The sequence below is a fragment of the Curvibacter gracilis ATCC BAA-807 genome (assembly GCF_000518645.1).
GTDB lineage: Bacteria > Pseudomonadota > Gammaproteobacteria > Burkholderiales > Burkholderiaceae_C > Curvibacter > Curvibacter gracilis.
The window spans coordinates 116795-134353 of sequence record NZ_JADZ01000018.1 but is presented as its reverse complement, the minus strand read 5'-3'; the positions used below and the strand labels follow the sequence as shown (position 1 = coordinate 134353).

The 17559-nt window shown below is 62.3% G+C and carries 17 protein-coding genes and 1 pseudogene; 17 read left to right on the top strand and 1 reads right to left on the bottom strand.

The window, feature by feature from the left end:
• Window positions 1–79 precede the first annotated feature (79 nt).
• From L880_RS0116260 to L880_RS36410, 3 genes and pseudogenes are all read left to right on the top strand, one after another.
• The gene (locus L880_RS0116260) at window positions 80–334 is read left to right on the top strand and encodes a metal-sensing transcriptional repressor (RefSeq protein ID WP_019575946.1); all 255 of its coding nucleotides are present in this window, start codon (window positions 80–82) and stop codon (window positions 332–334) included.
• A 74-nt stretch (window positions 335–408) separates the two neighbouring features.
• A pseudogene (locus L880_RS36415) lies at window positions 409–909 on the top strand (MBL fold metallo-hydrolase); the annotation flags it as partial.
• A 174-nt stretch (window positions 910–1083) separates the two neighbouring features.
• Entirely contained in the window at window positions 1084–1518 is a 435-nt protein-coding gene (locus L880_RS36410; RefSeq protein WP_425389194.1) for a rhodanese-like domain-containing protein, read from the top strand.
• A 141-nt stretch (window positions 1519–1659) separates the two neighbouring features.
• Here L880_RS36410 and L880_RS0116250 read toward each other — a convergent pair whose 3' ends face one another.
• Complete coding sequence (locus L880_RS0116250) at window positions 1660–2367, bottom strand: galactosyltransferase-related protein (RefSeq protein ID WP_342669176.1); 708 nt, start codon at window positions 2365–2367, stop codon at window positions 1660–1662.
• A 292-nt stretch (window positions 2368–2659) separates the two neighbouring features.
• Here L880_RS0116250 and gspE point away from each other — a divergent pair, with 292 nt between their 5' ends.
• The 14 genes from gspE to L880_RS32565 all read left to right on the top strand — a co-directional run bounded on the left by gspE (window position 2660) and on the right by L880_RS32565 (window position 17540).
• On the top strand, window positions 2660–4387 hold the full coding sequence (gspE, locus tag L880_RS0116245; RefSeq protein ID WP_027476570.1) for a type II secretion system ATPase GspE: 1728 nt from the start codon (window positions 2660–2662) through the stop codon (window positions 4385–4387).
• Window positions 4380–5636 carry a type II secretion system F family protein gene (locus L880_RS0116240; protein ID WP_027476569.1) on the top strand — a complete coding sequence of 419 codons (1257 nt, stop codon included), beginning with the start codon at window positions 4380–4382 and terminating at the stop codon, window positions 5634–5636. Before gspE ends, L880_RS0116240 begins: the two co-directional genes overlap by 8 nt.
• Before the next feature lie 22 nt (window positions 5637–5658).
• Window positions 5659–6090 (top strand): type II secretion system major pseudopilin GspG, encoded by a 432-nt coding sequence (gspG, locus tag L880_RS0116235; protein ID WP_027476568.1) that lies wholly within the window; start codon window positions 5659–5661, stop codon window positions 6088–6090.
• 11 nt (window positions 6091–6101) lie between these two features.
• Window positions 6102–6575: a GspH/FimT family pseudopilin gene (locus L880_RS0116230; RefSeq protein ID WP_027476567.1), complete on the top strand. Its 474-nt coding sequence runs from the start codon at window positions 6102–6104 to the stop codon at window positions 6573–6575.
• A complete protein-coding gene (locus L880_RS0116225; RefSeq protein ID WP_043329651.1) occupies window positions 6572–6988 on the top strand; it encodes a PulJ/GspJ family protein in 417 nt (138 codons plus the stop codon). Before L880_RS0116230 ends, L880_RS0116225 begins: the two co-directional genes overlap by 4 nt.
• A 1-nt stretch (window position 6989) precedes the next feature.
• Complete coding sequence (locus L880_RS0116220; protein ID WP_027476565.1) at window positions 6990–7691, top strand: prepilin-type N-terminal cleavage/methylation domain-containing protein; 702 nt, start codon at window positions 6990–6992, stop codon at window positions 7689–7691.
• Window positions 7688–8557, top strand: coding sequence for a type II secretion system minor pseudopilin (locus L880_RS0116215; RefSeq protein WP_084461356.1), 870 nt, complete (start codon window positions 7688–7690; stop codon window positions 8555–8557). Before L880_RS0116220 ends, L880_RS0116215 begins: the two co-directional genes overlap by 4 nt.
• Window positions 8558–8584: 27 nt before the next feature.
• Window positions 8585–10051 carry a PilN domain-containing protein gene (locus tag L880_RS36675; protein WP_169737769.1) on the top strand — a complete coding sequence of 489 codons (1467 nt, stop codon included), beginning with the start codon at window positions 8585–8587 and terminating at the stop codon, window positions 10049–10051.
• A complete protein-coding gene (gene gspM, locus L880_RS0116205) occupies window positions 10048–10605 on the top strand; it encodes a type II secretion system protein GspM (RefSeq protein ID WP_027476562.1) in 558 nt (185 codons plus the stop codon). The genes L880_RS36675 and gspM overlap by 4 nt, the downstream gene beginning before the upstream one ends.
• Complete coding sequence (locus L880_RS32575; protein ID WP_051443360.1) at window positions 10602–11123, top strand: hypothetical protein; 522 nt, start codon at window positions 10602–10604, stop codon at window positions 11121–11123. The genes gspM and L880_RS32575 overlap by 4 nt, the downstream gene beginning before the upstream one ends.
• A 537-nt stretch (window positions 11124–11660) precedes the next feature.
• On the top strand, window positions 11661–13793 hold the full coding sequence (gene gspD / locus L880_RS0116190) for a type II secretion system secretin GspD (protein ID WP_169737768.1): 2133 nt from the start codon (window positions 11661–11663) through the stop codon (window positions 13791–13793).
• 42 nt (window positions 13794–13835) lie between these two features.
• Window positions 13836–14258 (top strand): outer membrane protein assembly factor BamD, encoded by a 423-nt coding sequence (locus L880_RS32570; protein ID WP_157462924.1) that lies wholly within the window; start codon window positions 13836–13838, stop codon window positions 14256–14258.
• A 202-nt stretch (window positions 14259–14460) separates the two neighbouring features.
• Entirely contained in the window at window positions 14461–16365 is a 1905-nt protein-coding gene (locus L880_RS0116180) for a hypothetical protein (RefSeq protein WP_027476560.1), read from the top strand.
• 179 nt (window positions 16366–16544) lie between these two features.
• Window positions 16545–17540, top strand: coding sequence for a peptidylprolyl isomerase (locus tag L880_RS32565; protein ID WP_051443357.1), 996 nt, complete (start codon window positions 16545–16547; stop codon window positions 17538–17540).
• Window positions 17541–17559 lie beyond the last annotated feature (19 nt).

The window sequence follows — 17559 nt, the reverse complement described above, 5'->3', positions numbered from 1 at the left end:
GCGATGAAATCTTGTTCCTGTATACCCGGCAGAGTATATTTTCGAGCTTGTCCCCGACGCGCCTGTGGCGTTTTTGACCATGTCCTCTTCACCGTCCCTGGCCGATGCGGCCCACAAGAAAGCGCTGCAAACCCGGTTGGCGCGTGTCGAAGGTCAGCTGCGCGGCGTGCAACGCCTGATCGACGAAGATGTGGACTGCGAGCAGATCGCACAGCAGTTGGCGGCAGCGCGCAAGGCGCTCGACAAGTCATTCTTTCACATGGTGGCCTGCATGATCGAGCAGGGCCGTGTGCCCCCGGATCAGATCGGCCGCCTGTTGGCCAAGTTTGCCTGAGGGCCCTTGCGCCGCGTCTTTCCTCTCGCCCCTTCTTTTTGATCCAGTCCGTCTGTTTGCCACAAGGAACCGACATGCAACCCATCCAGTTGTTCGATACCGCCTCCAGCACCTACACCTACCTGTTGGCCGACCCAGTGACCCGCGAGGCCGTGATCATCGACCCGGTCGAAGAGCAGTTGGAGCGCGATCTTCAGGTCTTGCGCGAGCAGGGCTTCAGCCTGCGCTGGATCATCGAAACCCATGCCCATGCCGACCACATCACCAGCGCGGCGGCCCTGGCCGAGCACACCGGTGCGCACACCGTGGCACCGCAGGGCTGCGGTGTGGGCACGGCGGCCACCCAGCTCAGTGACGGCCAGACCCTGGCCTTTGGTGGCGAAAGCCTGCTGGCCCTGCACACCCCGGGCCACACCGCCGGCAGCATGAGCTATGTGTGGCGTGACCATGTCTTCACGGGCGACACGCTGTTGATCAATGGCTGCGGCCGCACCGATTTCCAGTCGGGCTGCGCCGAGGCCCTGTACCGCAGCCTGACCGAGGTGCTGTTTCGCCTGCCCGAGGCCACCACCGTGTGGCCAGGCCACGACTACCAGGGCCGCACCCGGTCCAGCATCGGCATTGAAAAGGCCAGCAACGCACGCGTGGCGGGCCGCAGCCAGGCCGAGTTCGTGGCGGTGATGGAGGCCTTGCAACTGCCCAAGCCCCGACGCATTGACGAGGCCGTGCCGGCCAACCTCAGCTCCGGCCTGCGGCACGATGCCGGCGGCACCCCGGTGGGCGAGGTGCGTGTGGCCTCCGGTTATGCGGGCGATGTCTCCCCGCTGCTGGCCTGGCAATGGGTGCAGTCAGGTGAGGCGGTGCTGGTGGATGTGCGTACCGACGCCGAGCGCGAGTGGGTGGGTTTTGTGCCCGGCGCCACCGGGCTGGCCTGGAAGCAATGGCCCGGCATGGCCATGAACCCAGCCTTTGATGACGGTGTGGTGGCGGCCGCTGCCGGGCGCAAGGTGGTGTTGTTGTGCCGCAGCGGTGTGCGCTCGGTGGCCGCGGCCAAGCGCGCCACGGAGTTGGGGCTGCAGGCCTACAACATCCTCGAAGGCTTTGAGGGCGATCCGGACCAACACGGCCAGCGTGGCCGCAAGGGTGGGTGGCGCTTTCGTGGCCTGCCCTGGCGCCAGGGCTGAATATAGGGCCCCCACGCTCCCTCACTGCGTGTGGTCGCTGCCCCCCGCGGGGGCCGCAGTCCGCCTTGGGGCGGCCCGGCGGCGGCCTGATGTTGTCCCCAGGCTCCCTCACTGCGTGGGGTCGCTGCCCTCGAGGGGGCTTCAGCGCCCCATGTCGGGTAGCCGCACCGGCCCGGTCTTGCGCAGCCGCCACAGGTAGCGGTACAGCGTCGGCGTGGTCCACAGCCGCCACAGGCTGCGCAGGTGCAGGCTCACGTAGCGCCACTGGCGGTGGCTGGTGCGCTGGGCGTGGTGCGTCATGCGCACGTCGGCGCGCTTCAACTCCAGCCCGGCCAGTTGCACGCGCAGGCAGAAGTCCACGTCTTCGCAGTACAGAAAATACCCCTCGTCAAAGCCGCCCAACTGCTGCCATACCTCGCGGCGCAGCACCCAGCAGGCCGCATTGGCCCAGTCGCGCCGCGGCACGGGCGGGCGATGGGTGTAGCGCTTGAGCAGGGACAGCGGCGTGGGCACTTCGCGTTCGCTGTCTTGTACCGTGCCGTCGAGGTTGAGCAGCACGGGGTAGGCAAGACCGATGGGTGCGGGGGTGGCCAGTTCGACCAGGCGTGACCACAGGTTGTTCGGCAGGTGGTCCAGGTCTGGGTTCATCACGCCAAAGAATGGCGTGCTGCAGTGCTGGAAGGCCTTGTTGTGGTTGGCGCCAAAGCCCTGTGGTTTGGCGTTGAGGATCTCGCTGACCCGGAAGGGGCAATCAGGCGGCACCGTCAGGCCAGGGCCGGGCAGGTTGTGGGTGATGATCAGATGTTGCAGATTGCTCGGGCCTTGAGCGCTCAGTTCATCCAGCAACACTTGCAAGCATTCTGCATGGCCGTGGCTGATCACCGAAAGCGTCAAATCCCGTTCACTCCGATTCAAGGAATCCGGTCCGCTGTCCCTGTGTGTCATTTAGATGAAGTGATGCCAACGCTGCATGGCGAGCATGTTAACTGTTGGTTGGGGTGTAACGGCGCCAGCTGGAGCCGGGTGGCTGGGTGATTTGGTGCAAAATCGCGGCCTGGCGTGCGGTGTCTGGCTCCGTGCTCAGGCTTTCGCTCCCGTTCCAGACGTCTGATGGGCGTCGCATCACCGCTTTCATCCCCACATGAGCACAGAATCCTTGTCTACCGTTGAACCCGTCCTGACGCAGGACGAGCCGCGCCCCCGGCTCGGCGACGTGCTGGTTCAGGCTGGCAAGCTCACTCCACGTGACCTGGAACGCGCCCTGTCGGCCCAGCAAGAGTTGGGCGACATGCTGGGGCGGGTGTTGGTTCAGTTGGGGTTGGTGTCCGAGCAGGATGTGCTTCAGGCCTTGTCCCAGCAGTTGGGTCTGACTGTGGTGGGGGCAGATCAGTTTCCCGAGTTTCCCCTGGAGGTGCCGGGTTTGTTGCCCGCCTATCTGGCGGCCAACCAGGTGCTGCCCATCCGCCTGCATGAGGATCGACTCGATGTGGCGATGGCCGTGCCGCAAGACCGGTATGTGCTCAAGGCCTTGCATTTGGCGACGGGCTTGAAGGTTCAGCCTCATCTTTGCCTGGAAAGTGAAATCGAGAAGGCGTGGGCCCAGCCGGTCGAGGCCGAACCTGAAGACGACACTGCGGGATTTGATGAGGACAGCCTGGGGGGCGACTTTGTCGAGCACCTCAAGGATCTGGCCAGCGAAGCGCCTGTGATCCGATTGGTCAACAGCATCATCAGTCGGGTGATCGAGTTGCGTGCTTCGGACATCCATTTGGAACCCTTCGATGACGGTCTGCATGTGCGCTATCGGGTGGACGGTGTGATCCACGCGGGCGATGTGGTTCAGCCCAAGCTGAGCGCGGCCGTGAACTCGCGCGTGAAGTTGCTGGCACACCTCGACATTGCCGAGCGTCGCCTCCCGCAGGACGGTCGCATCAAGACCCGGGTCAAAGGGCGTGAGCTGGATCTTCGGGTGTCCACGGTGCCCACGGTGCATGGTGAAAGCGTGGTGATGCGGGTGCTTGACCGTGCCAGTGTGCGTTTCAGCCTGGAAAGCATGGGCTTTGCCAGCGACACCCTGGGGCGCTTCAACACCCTGCTGGCCAAGCCGCACGGCATCTTGCTGGTCACGGGGCCGACGGGCTCGGGCAAGACCACGACGTTGTACGCGGCCCTGTCCAAGCTGGATTCGACCACCCAGAAGATCATCACGGTGGAAGACCCGGTGGAGTACCAGCTGGAGGGCATCAACCAGATCCAGGTGCACCCCCAGATCAACCTGACCTTTGCCAGCGCGCTGCGCTCCATCCTTCGGCAAGACCCCGACATCATCATGATCGGCGAAATGCGCGATGGTGAAACCGCCCAGATCGCGGTGCAATCCGCGCTCACAGGCCACTTGGTGCTTTCCACGCTGCACACCAACACGGCAGCAGGCGCCGTGATCCGGCTCAAGGACATGGGGGTGGAGGGGTATCTGATCACTTCTTCGGTCAATGGCGTCCTGGCGCAACGTCTGGTTCGGGCCCTTTGCAGCCACTGCAAGCAGGCCGATGCGCCGTCATCCGAGGTGCTGTCCAGCACGGGGCTGCATCGCTTTCTGCCGGCGGGGCAGGCCATCTACAAAGCCGTGGGTTGCGATCACTGCCGGGGCACGGGTTACCAGGGACGCACCGGCATCCATGAATTGCTGGTGCTCGATGAAGCCATGCGGCGTGCCATTGTGGCGGGCGACGATGCCAGCCGCCTGCACAGCCTGGCCTGTCAGTCCGGCATGCTGACGCTGTATGAAGATGGCTTGCGCAAGGTGGCCGCAGGCGTGACCAGCCTCGATGAGTTGCTGCGCGTGACGGAGGATCAGGGCGATGCCTGAGTTCTTCTGGCGCGCGGTGGATGCGCAGGGCCAGGTGCAAGAGGGGCGTCATGAGGCCGCCTCGGTACCTGCCACTCAGAAATGGCTGCGGGCTCGTCACCTGACCCCGCTGGAAATCCGTGAGCCCCAGGCCAGCGATTCAGATGCCCGGGCGGCGGGAAAGGTGTCGGGCCTGACCTCCCTGAAGAGCAGCGGGCGCCGCGTGGGCAAGGGCCCGGTGACGCAGGCCGACGTGCTGCTGCTGACCTCCGAACTGTCGATCATGTTGCGCGCAGGCCTTGCCCTGGACAACGCCCTGCGGGTGTTGATTGGCATGAGCCACAAGCCGTCGGTGGCGGCCTTGACCCAAAGCACGCTGGAGGACGTCAAGGGCGGCACCCCCTTCAGCAAGGCCTTGGGCAAGCACCGCGCCTTGTTCGGTGATTTCTACATCAACATGATCCGCTCGGGCGAGGTCAGCGGTCAGCTCAGCTCGGTGATGGATCGCCTCGTCGAGCACATGGAGCGTCTGCGCGCGCTGCGAGAGAACGTGGTGTCCGCCACCATTTACCCTGCCATCTTGCTGGGTGTGGCGGTTTTATCCTTGATTGCCATGCTCGGCTTTGTTGTGCCGCAGTTCGAGAAGCTGTTCAACGACATGGGTGATGCTCTGCCTTTGCCCACCCGCCTGGTGATGGGGTTGGGGCATGCGTTCACCAGCTATGGGCTGGTGATCGGCGCTGTGGCCTTTTTTGTCGGCACCGGCGTCTGGCGCTGGTTCAAGTCGCCGGTCGGTCGCAGTTGGTGGCAGCACAAGGTGTTGCGCCTGCCTTTATTGGGGCGGCTGACCCTCAAATACGAATTGACCCTGTTTTCGCGCTCGCTGGGCACCTTGCTGGGCAACGGCGTTCCGTTGTTGACAGCCCTTCGCATCGCCACAGATACCGTGACCAATGATGTGCTGCGCAGTGCCTTGGCCGGCGTGGGGCCCATGGTCAAGGAAGGCAGCAAAATGGTCGATGCCATTTCTGCCACCGGAATTTTTGAACCCTTGGCGATCAACTTGATCCGAGTGGGGGAAGAGACGGGGCGCATCGGACCCATGATGCTGGAGTTGGCCAACATCCTGAACCGAGACGTCGAGGTGGGGATCAAGCGTGGCCTGACCCTGCTGGAGCCGTTGCTGATCATTGTGCTGGGCCTCATGATCGCCTCGATCATTGTGTCGATCCTGCTGGGTATTCTGTCCATCAATGATCTGGCTGTTTGAGTTGTTACTTTAAGGATTTGATATGTTGAGCTTTCGCCAGCGCCGTGCGAGCCGTCGTGCCCGTGGCTTCACCCTGATCGAACTGCTGGTCGTGTTGGCCATCCTAACCTTGCTTGCTGGCTTGGTGGGGCCTCGGGTGCTGAGTCAGCTCGGTGGGGCCAAGTCCAAGACGGCGGGTGTGCAAATTGCCGACCTCGAAAAATCGCTCGAACTTTACAAGCTCGATGTGGGGCGCTTCCCGACTACGGAAGAAGGGCTGAACGCCCTGGTGGCCAAGCCTGCCTCGGCCAATGGCTGGAATGGCCCTTACTTGAAGGGCGGCGTGCCCAACGACCCCTGGGGCAAGCCTTACAAGTACACTCTGAACGGCGCCAACGTCGAGTTGCTGTCTTACGGTGCCGATGGCGCAGCCGGTGGTGAAGGCGAGAACGCCGACGTCGTGAACGCCAAGTAAATCCATCACGCATGAACCGGTTCCGGCACTTCCATGCTGCCCGCGAGCGGGGCTTCACCCTGATCGAGTTGCTGGTGGTGTTTGCCATCTTGGGCTTGTTGATGGCGGTGGTGCCCATCGCGTTGGGCAAGATGCGGGAGGGCGCCGAGTACCGGAGTGTGCTGCGCGAAATGGTGTCTGAGATGCGCGCAGCCCGCAACCGCGCCCAGCTGCAAGGGGCCGAGACCCGTTTTCGGGTTGATCTGGAACGCCGGCTATTTGGTGTGGATGATGCCCCGGCCAAACCTTTTCCGGCTTCGGTGGCAATCAGGGCCACCGTGGCGGGCATGGAGCTCGGGCAGTCAGGTGCGGCGGCCATTCGGTTTTTGCCTGACGGTGGCGCCACGGGAGGCAGTATTGATGTGTTTCGTCCCTCTGGCAGCGGCACTCGTTTGCGCATTGACTGGATGTCCGGCCGTGTCAGCACGGAACCCATCGAGCAATGAGGGCCTGCCTGTACTCCCGGCGCGCCTCGGCGCGCGGGTTCTCTCTGCTGGAGTTGTTGGTCGCCATGGCGATTCTCGGCATGTCCTTGGGCCTGATCTACCGGGCCAGTGGCAGTGCCGCCCGTGGCATGGCCTCGGTCGAGATGCAGTCCCGTGCAACGGCCGAGCTCGAATCGTTGCTCGCCTGGCACGACACCGTGCCTGAAGGTGGTTGGCACGACGCCGGTCGTCGAGGTGGCTTTGACTGGCGCATCGATTCGGCGCCTTGGGCCGGCTCGCTCAACGATTCACGCACGGTGCCCCTGCATGAGGTGCAGTACAGCGTGAGCTGGTTCAACGGCGACCGGGTGCAAAGCCTGCAGGTCACCACCTTGCTGCCCCAGGCCCTGCCGCTGCCAGGACAGGTGCGCTGACATGGTGTACGCAAGCCGACCCAGCCGTCGCCAGGGCTTCACATTGGTGGAGTTGCTGGTGGCCATGTCGCTCATGTCGCTCATCCTGCTGGCCATGAGTTCAGCCCTGCACACCATGGGTCAGACCGAGTCGCGCATCGACGAGCGATCCACCCGGCTGGATGACTTTCGTTCGGCCACAGCCTTTATCCGGTCCACTCTGGGCCGGGTCTCGATGCGGCTGCGCCCTGGGGCGGGTTCGGTCGATCAGAGCAATTACCTGTTTGAGGGGCGCAACGAAGGCATTGCCTGGGTGGGCGCCATGCCTGCGCGCTATGGTGCAGGGGGGCGGCATTTCTTCCGTCTCATGGCTGAGCCCTCGGGCCAGGGCTATGCCTTGGTGTTGCGTTACGCCCCCTGGACCGGTGCTGCTGGCTTTCCGGATTGGTCGCAGGTAGACGGCCGGGTGCTGGTGGGGGGGGTGACGGGCTGGAGCATCGAATACGAAGACCCGCGCGTGGCGCCTGGCCGCTGGCTGCCTGAATGGTCCATGGCCATGGGCAATACCAATCAGGACCGGCGCAGCCGATTGCCCTCGCGTGTGCGCCTGTTGATCCAGGTGGCGGGCAGCGACTGGCCTGAGCTCGTGATCCCTCTGCGTCAACTGCCTTCACAGGTTGGCGGCAGCGCCGGTGGTTTTGCCGTCGGAGGCGCTGAAGAATGAAGATGCAACGCGTCTCCAAGCCACCCGTGTGGCTGCGCATCCGCCCGCACCAGGCCGGCATTGCCCTGGTGGGCGTGTTGTGGATGGTGGCGGCCCTGAGCCTGATTGTGGCGGGCATGGTCAAGGTCACCCGGCAGGACGCGCGTACCGTGTCGGCTGGCAAGCAAGGCGTGCTGGCAGAGGCCTATGGGCAAGCGGCCATCGTGCAAACAGTGCAGCGCATGCAGATCGATCCCACCCAATATGTGCGCTACACCCAGCTCACAGTCAATTACCAGGGGGCTCCGATCCAGGTTGCAGTGGTGCCACTGAATGGGCTGATCAACCTCAATGGGGCATCGGCGGGCCTGTTGTCCAAGCTGTTCCGGGTGGCGGGCGGCTTGCCTGCCACCACGGCCGATACCCTGGCCCAGCAGGTGGTGGCCTTGCGCGACCGGCCCGACACAAAGGGCACGGCCGTGGGCTTCGATGCGGTGGAAGACCTTCTGCAGGTGCCCGGGGTCGACTACGACCTCTATGCTAATATCGCCCGCCTTCTGGTCGTGGGCCGGCGCACTGTGTCGCGGGTGAACGCTTTGGCGGCCACGCCCGAGGTGCTGGTGGTGCTGGCGGGCGGTGATTCTGCGGTGGCCAATCAGATCGTGCAGGCCCGGCAAGTGGCTGGTTCGGCACCCGACACCACGCGGCTCGATGCCTCTTTTGTGGACAACAGCTCGGGGTCGCGCTACCGGCTGATCGCCAGCCTGTCGCTGGACTCGGGGCGTCGTTGGTATGTTTCCCGGGACATCGACCTCAACCGAAATGCCCCGGATGGCCTGCCCTGGCGCACTTTTGGGGCCGACCGCCGGGTTGCCTCCGCGCCATGAAACTTTTTATTTTCCTGAATGGTGTCCATGGTCACGACCAACACTGATTTGCGTCTGTTCGGTCTCGACTTGCGAAAGTTGGGCGCAGAGCTCGCGCGCCCCTGGCAAGGCTTGCTGGATCGGCCGGCCTTGCGCTGGCTGACCCCGCTGCAGCCGGTGCGTCTCATCCGAGCTGACCGCAGCGAATGGATTCAGCGCGGCGAGTTGCTGCAGCCGGCAGCCAATTGCACGGCCAAGGTTCGTGCCGCCGCCAGCCGCGCCACCGCAGTTGAACTGCCGGATGAGAGCGTGCTGGTGCGTGAGCTGGTGTTGCCTTTGTTGGCCGATGCCGATCTGGCCCGCGCCGTGGCGCTCGAAGTTGCCGCTGCCAGCCCCTTTCTGTCCGACGACACGGTGCATGGGTTTACGGTGCTGTCACGCCAAGGTCATAGCCAGCGTGTGGCTCTGGTCCTGAGCTCGCGGGCCTCGGTTGTCCGTTACCTTGATGAAGTGATGGCCGCGCCCGGCCAGCCGGCCGAGTCGTCCCGATCGGCACCCGAGGTCTGGGTGTCACTGAGTGCTTCGGCTCTGCAACCAGGCTCCTACATCACGCTGGCTGGATTTGGTGAAGCCAATCGCCTGCGCCGCCAGCAGCGCGGACGCACTCTGCGCGTGGGCTTGATTCTGCTGGCCTTGTTCTGGTTGGTGCCGGCGCTCACCGCTTCCACCCTGCAGCTGAGCCATCGGGTGCGGCAGGCCGAAGCCCAGTTCGCGACCCTGAACAAAAAAGCGGCTCCGGCCGTGGCGCAGCGCACCGAACTGGTCACGCAGCTGGATGGTCTCAAAGACCTGAACGAAATCCTGCAAGAGCGCGTCGAGCCGCTGCGGGTGATCGCCTTGATGACCGAAACCCTGCCGGACGACACGTGGCTGCAATCGCTGCAGATCCAGGGCGCCAAGATCACGCTACAGGGATTGACCCCGAGCGCCGCCGCACTGATGCAAAAGCTCAGCACTGAGCCGCTTTTCAAGGACGTCAAAGCCCCTTCGGCGGCCGTGCGACAGCCTGGCGCAGCCAAAGAGGCCTTCAACATCGAATTCACCCTGGACACCAAGGCCATGCGTGCCAACGACCCGGAGCAGGAGGCGCCGCCCCCGCGCCCGCGGGAGAACCGTCCGGTACCTGGGGTTGATGGCAAGCCTGCAGACGCCAATGTGCCCAAGCCCGCGCCGGTGGCAAATGCTGCGCCCGCAGCGCCTCCGCCCACTCCGGTGTCGGCAGCCTACCCGCAAGGCGTGCCGCCTGCTGTGCTCAAGGAAGCTGGGCCATTCGGTATTTTGTTGGGCGCTACCCCCAAGGTGGCACAGCCTGCTCCGGCGGTGATCCCGCCTCCGCCTCCGCCTGCGCAGGCACCTGCTTCGGCCCCCGCCACAGCCCCGGCCGCGCCCACCCCTGCAGCGCCAGCCAAGCCGGCGGCCGGTGCCAGCCCGTTCTCGATTGGAGGTGGCAAATGAAATCCATCAAGCAATTGCAGAGCCTGCCGGGTCTGGTGTTGGGGCTGCTTCTCGTGTTGGTGCCTTTGATCGGTGTGTCTGGTTATGTTTACGTCCAGCACCAGGGAGCCCAAAAGCGCCTGTCTGATCTGGAGCCGCGCTACGCTCGCCTGTTAGGCCTGGTCGGCCAGCAAAGCCAGATCGAAGACGCGGTCGATCAGGCGCGGCAGTTGCAGGACCTGTACATCTACCCATCCACCCAAGACGTCTCGCAGGTGGGCAATGCTGCCCAGCAGCGCATTCGCGACCTGTTCACCAGCGCCGGCGTGGATGTGCAATCCAGCCAGGTCTTGCCTGCCAAGACGGATCACCGCTTTGACCGTATCCCCATCCAGGTGCGCTACGAGGGTGAAATGGCCAAGTTGCAGGCCTTGCTGGTGGCCGTGGGCACCCAGCCGGGGCCAGCGGTGCTGGTCGAGGGCATGACGGTGCAGATCCTGACCTACGCCACCAACCAGGCGCCGGCACGGCTGACCGGCCAAATCAACTTTTTTGTGCTGAGGTCGGCATCGTGAAAGCACAACTCGGAAAGATCCGCCTCGTGATCCGGCAATACGCCTTGTGGCTGCTGCTGGCTCTGAACCTGCTTTTGGCGCTCGAGGTTGCGCACCTGTGGGTCAATCGTCGGGGACAATTGCGTAATTGGTTGTGGCAGGAGCCGGCTGCGCAGCAAATCACTCTCGACAAAATCAGCTTGCCCCGCGGCGCCGCGAGTGGTGAGGCCGACCTGAGCCGTTTCGTGCAGGTGTTGGACCGCCCTCTGTTCACGGCCACCCGCCGGCCGCCGCCACCCCCGCCGCCCCCGCCGCCCCCCAAGCCCGTCGACCCCTTGGCCGACTTTGAATTGGTCGGTCTGGTCGAACACGGCGCTGAAGGCAGTGTGCTGGCGAAGCAGGGCGGGAAAGTTCGTCGCTACCACGTGGGTGATGCCGTGGGCGAATGGCGACTGGCCGCTGTGCAGGGGCGCGATGTCGTGTTCAAGAATGGCACCGAATCGAGAACTATCACGCTGATCCGGAGTCGCAAGCCCTGAGGCTGTGGCTCAGAGGCCGTCGGCAGCGGCATTGAATAACTGAGAAATATGAATCACAAACAATTTGTGCTCACGTCGGTGGTGTTGGCGATCAGCCAGCTGAGTTGGGCTGCCAGCGATGATGCGTCGGCCACCAAACCTGCGGCCACCGGCTTTTCGATCGGTGGTGGGGCCGTCGTGCCTGCCAAGACGGCTCCCGCTGTTGTCAAGGTAGCTCCAGCTCCAGCTCCAGCTCCAGCTCCAGCTCCAGCTCCAGCCGCGGTGGCTCCGGTGGCTCCGGTGGCTGCTGAGGCTACAGCCTCGGCAGCTCCTGCGCCGGCTGCCACAGCGCCCGCCGTGCCTTCTGGCGCTGACGCCAAAGCGCCTGAAGCTGTGCCCGCAGCGCCTCTGGGTGTCGTGGCACCGCCGACGGCAGCCGTTCCTGCGCCTGCCGCCTTGCCGCCCAAGGCTGCAGAATCCAAGGCTTCTGCTTTGGCTCCGCAGGTTGACACTGAGCCCCGGCTGGATCGCGGCACTGGCGTCATCACGGCACCCAGTTTGCTGGCACCTCCACCCGACGGTTCGGCCACCTCGTTTGGTTTTGAAGAGGCACCGATTCTCGATGTGGTCAATGTGCTGATGCGCGACATCTTGAAGGTGGATTTCGTGATCCATCCGCCGTTGACCGGGAGCGTCACACTGGCCACGCGTGCCAATGTCAGCACCGATCAGGCGGTCTATCTACTTGAAAGTGCGTTACAAGCGGCTGGCCTGCAGATGGTGCGCGACACGCGTGGCATTTTCCATGTGGGCAAGCCCGAGTCCCTTAAAGGCATCGGTGGCGCTGTGCGCCGTTTTGAAGCCGGCAAGGCCTTGCAACCGGGTTACGGCGTGATCGTGGTGCCGCTGGAGTTCATTGGTGCCGCCGAAATGGCGAGCATCCTCAAGCCCTTGTTGCCGCCCGATGCCCTGGTGCGAACCGACACCACCCGCAACATGCTGGTGCTGGTGGGCTCGCGCACCCAAGCCGAGGGGTGGTTGGACTTGGTGCGCACCTTTGACGTGAACCTGCTCAAGGGCATGTCGATTGGCCTGTTCCCGCTCAAGTACATCACCACCAAAGAGGTGGAAGACACGCTCAAAATGCTGGCTGCCTCGACCGGCAGCACCCTGAGCAGCTCGACCACCACGGCCATTGGTGGGGCCACAGCCGCCCCAGCAGCCCCCACCATGAGCCTGGGCGCTGCCGTGGCCGCAGGGGGCTTGGGCTCGTCGTCGAGCACCGCCAACCGCACCGGCGGTGTCAGTGAGGCGTTTCCCCTGTTTGGGGCCATTCGCATGATGACGGTCGACCGACTCAATGCCGTCCTCGTGGTCACGCCCCGAGCGCCCTATCTGGATGAAGCCAAGCGATGGCTCGATGGCATTGACAAGCCGGGGCTCAACGGCGGTGAACCTCAGCTGTATGTGTACCCCGTGCAAAACGGCAATGCCAAACACTTGGCCAGCGTGATCAGCGGCCTTTTTGGGGGCAATGCGGGGGGCAGTACCTCCAATACCGGCGTAGCGCCCAGCCTGGGAAGCTCCAGCACTGGCTCGACCTTTCTGGGCTCTTCGGGCACCAGCAGCTCAGCTTTTGGCAGCAGCTCCGGGATGGGCGGCAGCAGTTCCTTCGGTTCGGGTACCAGCAACACCAATGCCGCCAACAACGCCACCAACGTGCAAGCCGTGGCCTTGGGCAACAGCGGTGTGCGCCTGATTGCCGACAACCTCAACAACGCCATCCTGGTGTGGGGTACTCGGGCCGACTTTGCAAAGATCGAGAATGCCCTCAAACGCCTTGATGTTCCGCCCACCCAGGTGCTGATTGAGGCCAGCATCATTGAAGTGACCCTCAGCGATACCCTGAGCTACGGTTTGCAATGGGCCTTCAGTGGTGGTGCTGCCAATGGTCGAACTGGCAAGGGAGTGCTCAGTTCCGCCACTGATGGCTCCATCGCCACTGCAGCCCAGGGTTTTACCTACACCTTGACCAACTCGGCTGGCAGCGTGCAGGCCGTGCTGAATGCGCTGGCGGGGGAGTCTTTGCTCAAAGTGATCTCCAGTCCCACCCTGATGGTGCTCGACAACCATACGGCCAACATCACCGTGGGCACCCAGCAGCCTGTGCAGGCCGGCAGCAGCGTGACCAGCACGGGCACCACGGTCAGCTCGATTCAATACAAGGACACCGGTGTTAACCTCACGGTGACCCCTTCGGTCAATGCCGGCAACATGGTGACCATGGAATTGCAGCAGACCGTGAGCGATGTCGGGGCCACGCAAGACAAGGCGACTGGCCAGTACCCGTTCAACCAGCGTCAGATCACCAGCAAGGTGGCCGTACGCTCGGGCGAAAATATCGTCTTGGGTGGCTTGATCCGCGACAACAACAGCAATGGCAGCTCTGGCCTGCCCCTGCTCAGCTCCATCCCGGTGATTGGTGGCCTTTTCGGCGCCAAAAACTCCAGCACCAATCGCACGGAGTTGCTGGTGGTGCTGACCCCGCGTGTGGTGCGCTCCGATCAGGAGATCCGCGATGTCAGTGAGGAGGTGCGTGACAAGCTCAAGGGCCTGTCGGGCTTCAAGAACCTGGCTGTGACCCCGGCGGGCAAGGCCCCCTTGACGCAAAGCACGTCCACCCTCAAGTAAGCAATTTGTTTCTTCTTTATATAGAGAGAAAGTCTTCGCATCATGACCCTTGCATCTTCTTTCAAGACACGCCGCTGGGCCTTGACTGCCTGTGCTGTTTCGGCCCTGTTGCTGGCCGGTTGCGCCAGCATGCAGACCCAAACGCCTGAGCAAATCGTGGAGGCCCGCGCCAACCAGCGCTGGCAGTACCTGATTGAGGGCGATATTCAGAAAGCCTATGACATGTTGACCGACAGCTACCGTCGCGTCACTCCCTACGAGCGCTATCGTGGGCGCATGGCCAATGGGGGTTGGATCAAGGCCAAGGCAATTTCCGTGGCTTGCGCTGATGAAGTGTGTGCTGTACGCATCAGTTTGGAAGCAAAACCTCCCCTGGGTGCGAGGTATGGCGGTAACATCAATACAGGGCTCGATGAGAGTTGGGTTCTGGAAGAGGGGCAGTGGCGAATCAAGCCGCAGCTCTGATTTCCAACCCCGGGGCTCAGCGAGCACTGCCTTGTCTTACAGGAGGAACGTCAACCAGGTATTGGGTTTTGTTGCTTTTCTTCAACATGATGGGCTAGCCCACAATCCACTGGATGAGCCCGTTTCTTTCTGTGCTACGATTCGTAGGCGTTGACAATCTTGGTAGTTGCGCTTACCAAATTTTTTCTAAACAGGAGTTTTCATGAAAAAAAGGATTTTGTCCTTGAGCATTGCTGCCATGATTGGCGGTGTTGGTCTGGCTGGCGGTGCTTCCGCAGCTGTGTTTAGCCAAGGCGCCGGCACTCTGACTAACGTCGGTAATGCTGCTGGTAACATCTTGTTGGTTCCTTACTTCAGCACCCAAGGTGGTAACGCCACTCTGCTGAACATCACCAACACCGATACCGTGAACGGCAAGGCTGTCAAGGTTCGTTTCCGTGGCGCTGCCAACTCTGACGACCTGTATGACTTCCAAGTTCTGCTGTCGCCCGGCGACGTGTGGACCGCTTCCGTGTCGCAAGATGCCACCACTGGCATCAGCACCCTGAGCACCACCGATGCAACCTGCACGCTGCCCACTTCGGTCAACGGCACCTTCCAAACCGGTCGCGTTCAACAGTTCAGCACCGCTTCTTCGATTGCTAACCAGACTCGCGAAGGTTACATCGAAATCCTGAACATGGCTGACATTCCGAAGTTCGGTCTGTTCGACCAAGGTACCGTTTCGGGCACCACTATCACTGCACCGACCACCAACCCGCTGTACACCGCCATCAAGCACGTGAACGGTGTGGCTCCTTGCTCGACCAACGCTGCTGGCGCTGCTGCTATCAACCTGCTGGTGCAAGATCCGACCACCTACTCGGCGACCGTGGCTTTCACGACTGGTGCTGCTGCTGCTGGCACGATCGCTGTGAACACCAAGACGGCTTCGCTGGCCGCCACTAGCTCCTCGTCCGCTCAAGGTCTGGGTCTGGTGTTCCCCACCGGCAAGCTGTTGGCTGACTGGACCATCATCAACGTGGCTAGCACCACCGTTCTGTCGGGCCAAGCCACTGCTATCGCTGCTGACACTGCTAACCTGGTGTTCTTCCCGCAGGTCGGCACTGCCATCCCGACCACCAACAGCACCGCTGTGTCTACGGTTGCCATCGCGACCGGTACCGCAGCTACTCTGGCGACGCCTACCCTGGACGCTGTCACTGCTGACCCGATCTTCCGTACCACGAACCTGGCCTACAATCAAGGCACGGTTCTGGCCAACGCCAACGTGAACAACGGTACCGCTGCCAACAACGCCAACGGCACGATCCAGAACGCTGCTTCGTCCACCGCTGCTTCGCTGGCCTCGCCCGCCGTTGCTGCTGCGTACTACGACCAGCCTGACCTGTCCACCCCGTATGTGGGTGTGGTGTTGGGTGGCGCTACCGCTACCGCCAACGTGTCGGCTCTGAACCAGTCGTTGACTGTGACCGCTCTGCTGGCCAAGTCGTCGGTGACCAACTCGTACCTGACCACTTCGGCTCTGAACGCCGCGACTGACTGGGTGTTTTCGATGCCCACCCGTCGTTATCACACCGCTTACGCTTACAGCTACGCTGGCGCCACTGGCAACGGTCAGATCTACACTGACTACACCAAGGCTGCGACTGTGACTGGCGCTGGTGCTACTGGTTCCGCTTACCGTTTCTTTAGCCCGAGCAACACCTCGGTGTCGACGACCAACGGTCTGCAGATCTGCACCAAGCTGGCTACTGGCGTGACCGCCTTCGGCCGTGAAGAGCAAGTCGCTGCTGTGTCGAATCCTGGCTTCGTGGTGTCGCCTGGTACCGTGGCTGCTTCGGCAACCCTGAGCCTGTGCGGCGAAACCTCGGTGCTGTCGTTTGGCAAGGCTTCGGCTCTGCTGAGCGCCACCGTGGCCAACACCGTGTACCCGGCTGCTAGCCTGCCGGCCGTTGACGGCTGGGCTACCTTCGGTACCAGCTCTGGTGCTGCCAACGTGGTTGGCACGCTGCCTATCCTGGGCTTCGCCGCTCAGAAGGCTGTGAACAGCGCCGTGTCGGCTGGCGTGTCGGGCAACTTCGGTCTGTCCTACACCCACCGTTAATTGCGGGCCGGTTCGCCGGTTCTGTCAGGTCTTGCAAAAGACCTGCGCAATTCAAAAAGGCGGAGACTTCGGTCTCCGCCTTTTTTTTGGGTAAAGCTCTTTGGAGCCGTTTGAACTTCTGCGAAGACGCAGACTCAAGCTGGCTTGTCTTATTTTCATTTCGATCGAATCACACCACCATGCTGCCGTTCCAATTCAAGTCGTCCTGGATGCTGTCTTCTCTGGCCGCCGTTTCGTGCGGGGTTCTGTTGGGTGTTGTCTCGTTGGGTGCGCAAGCACAAGATGATGCTTTCATTCAAAAGCCCGTGGTGCTGTTGACGGCACCTGGCATTGAAGTGACCACTCTTGATGTGCTGGCAGAAATGCAGCGCGTGCCTGCTGACCAGCGTGCAGGGATGTTGACCAAGCCCGAAACCGTCGGGCAGATCGTACAGAACATCTTTTTGCGCCGTGCCCTCACGCAGACAGCAGATAAGCAAGGTATTGGCCAAACCCCCTTGTTGCTGCGTCTGAACCAACTGAACCGCGAGCGTCTGGTCACTGATGCTTACCTGGAATTCCTGGACAAGAAGAATGAATTGAATTTGGCGGATGCAGAAAAACTGGCGGCTGTTGAATACAAAGTCAACCCCAAGAGCTTTGAAGCCCCCGAGGAAGTTGAGGCCAGCCACATTTTGATCCGCTTTGGCGACGACAAGGCTGCGGCCAAAGCGAAGGCCGAGGCCATTCTGGCCGAGCTGAAAAATGGCGCTGATTTCGCTACTGTGGCCAAAGAAAAATCAGAAGACCCTGGCAGTGGCGCCAAGGGCGGAGACCTGGGCCGTTTTGGCCGTGGCCGCATGGTCAAGCCTTTTGAAGATGCGGCTTTTGCACTGAAGAAGCCTGGTGAATTGTCGGGCTTGGTCGAATCGCAGTTTGGTTACCATATCTTGAAGCTCAAAAAGCACGACATGGTGCGTGTTCGTGCATTTGCCGACGTCAAAGAGGAACTGGTCAAGAGCCTGCAGCAAAAATCCATTGTTGACGGCCGTAAGCTCGAAGCCGAACGTCTGAACAATGAAGCTAGCATTCAAGGCGATGCCCTCAAACGTTTTGTGGATGCCTACAAACCTGCAGAGCCCGCACAAACTGAGGCCAAGCCTGCGGAAGCCTCAGCGGCAGCTGACAAGAAATAAAGCGATCTGAGAATGCGCC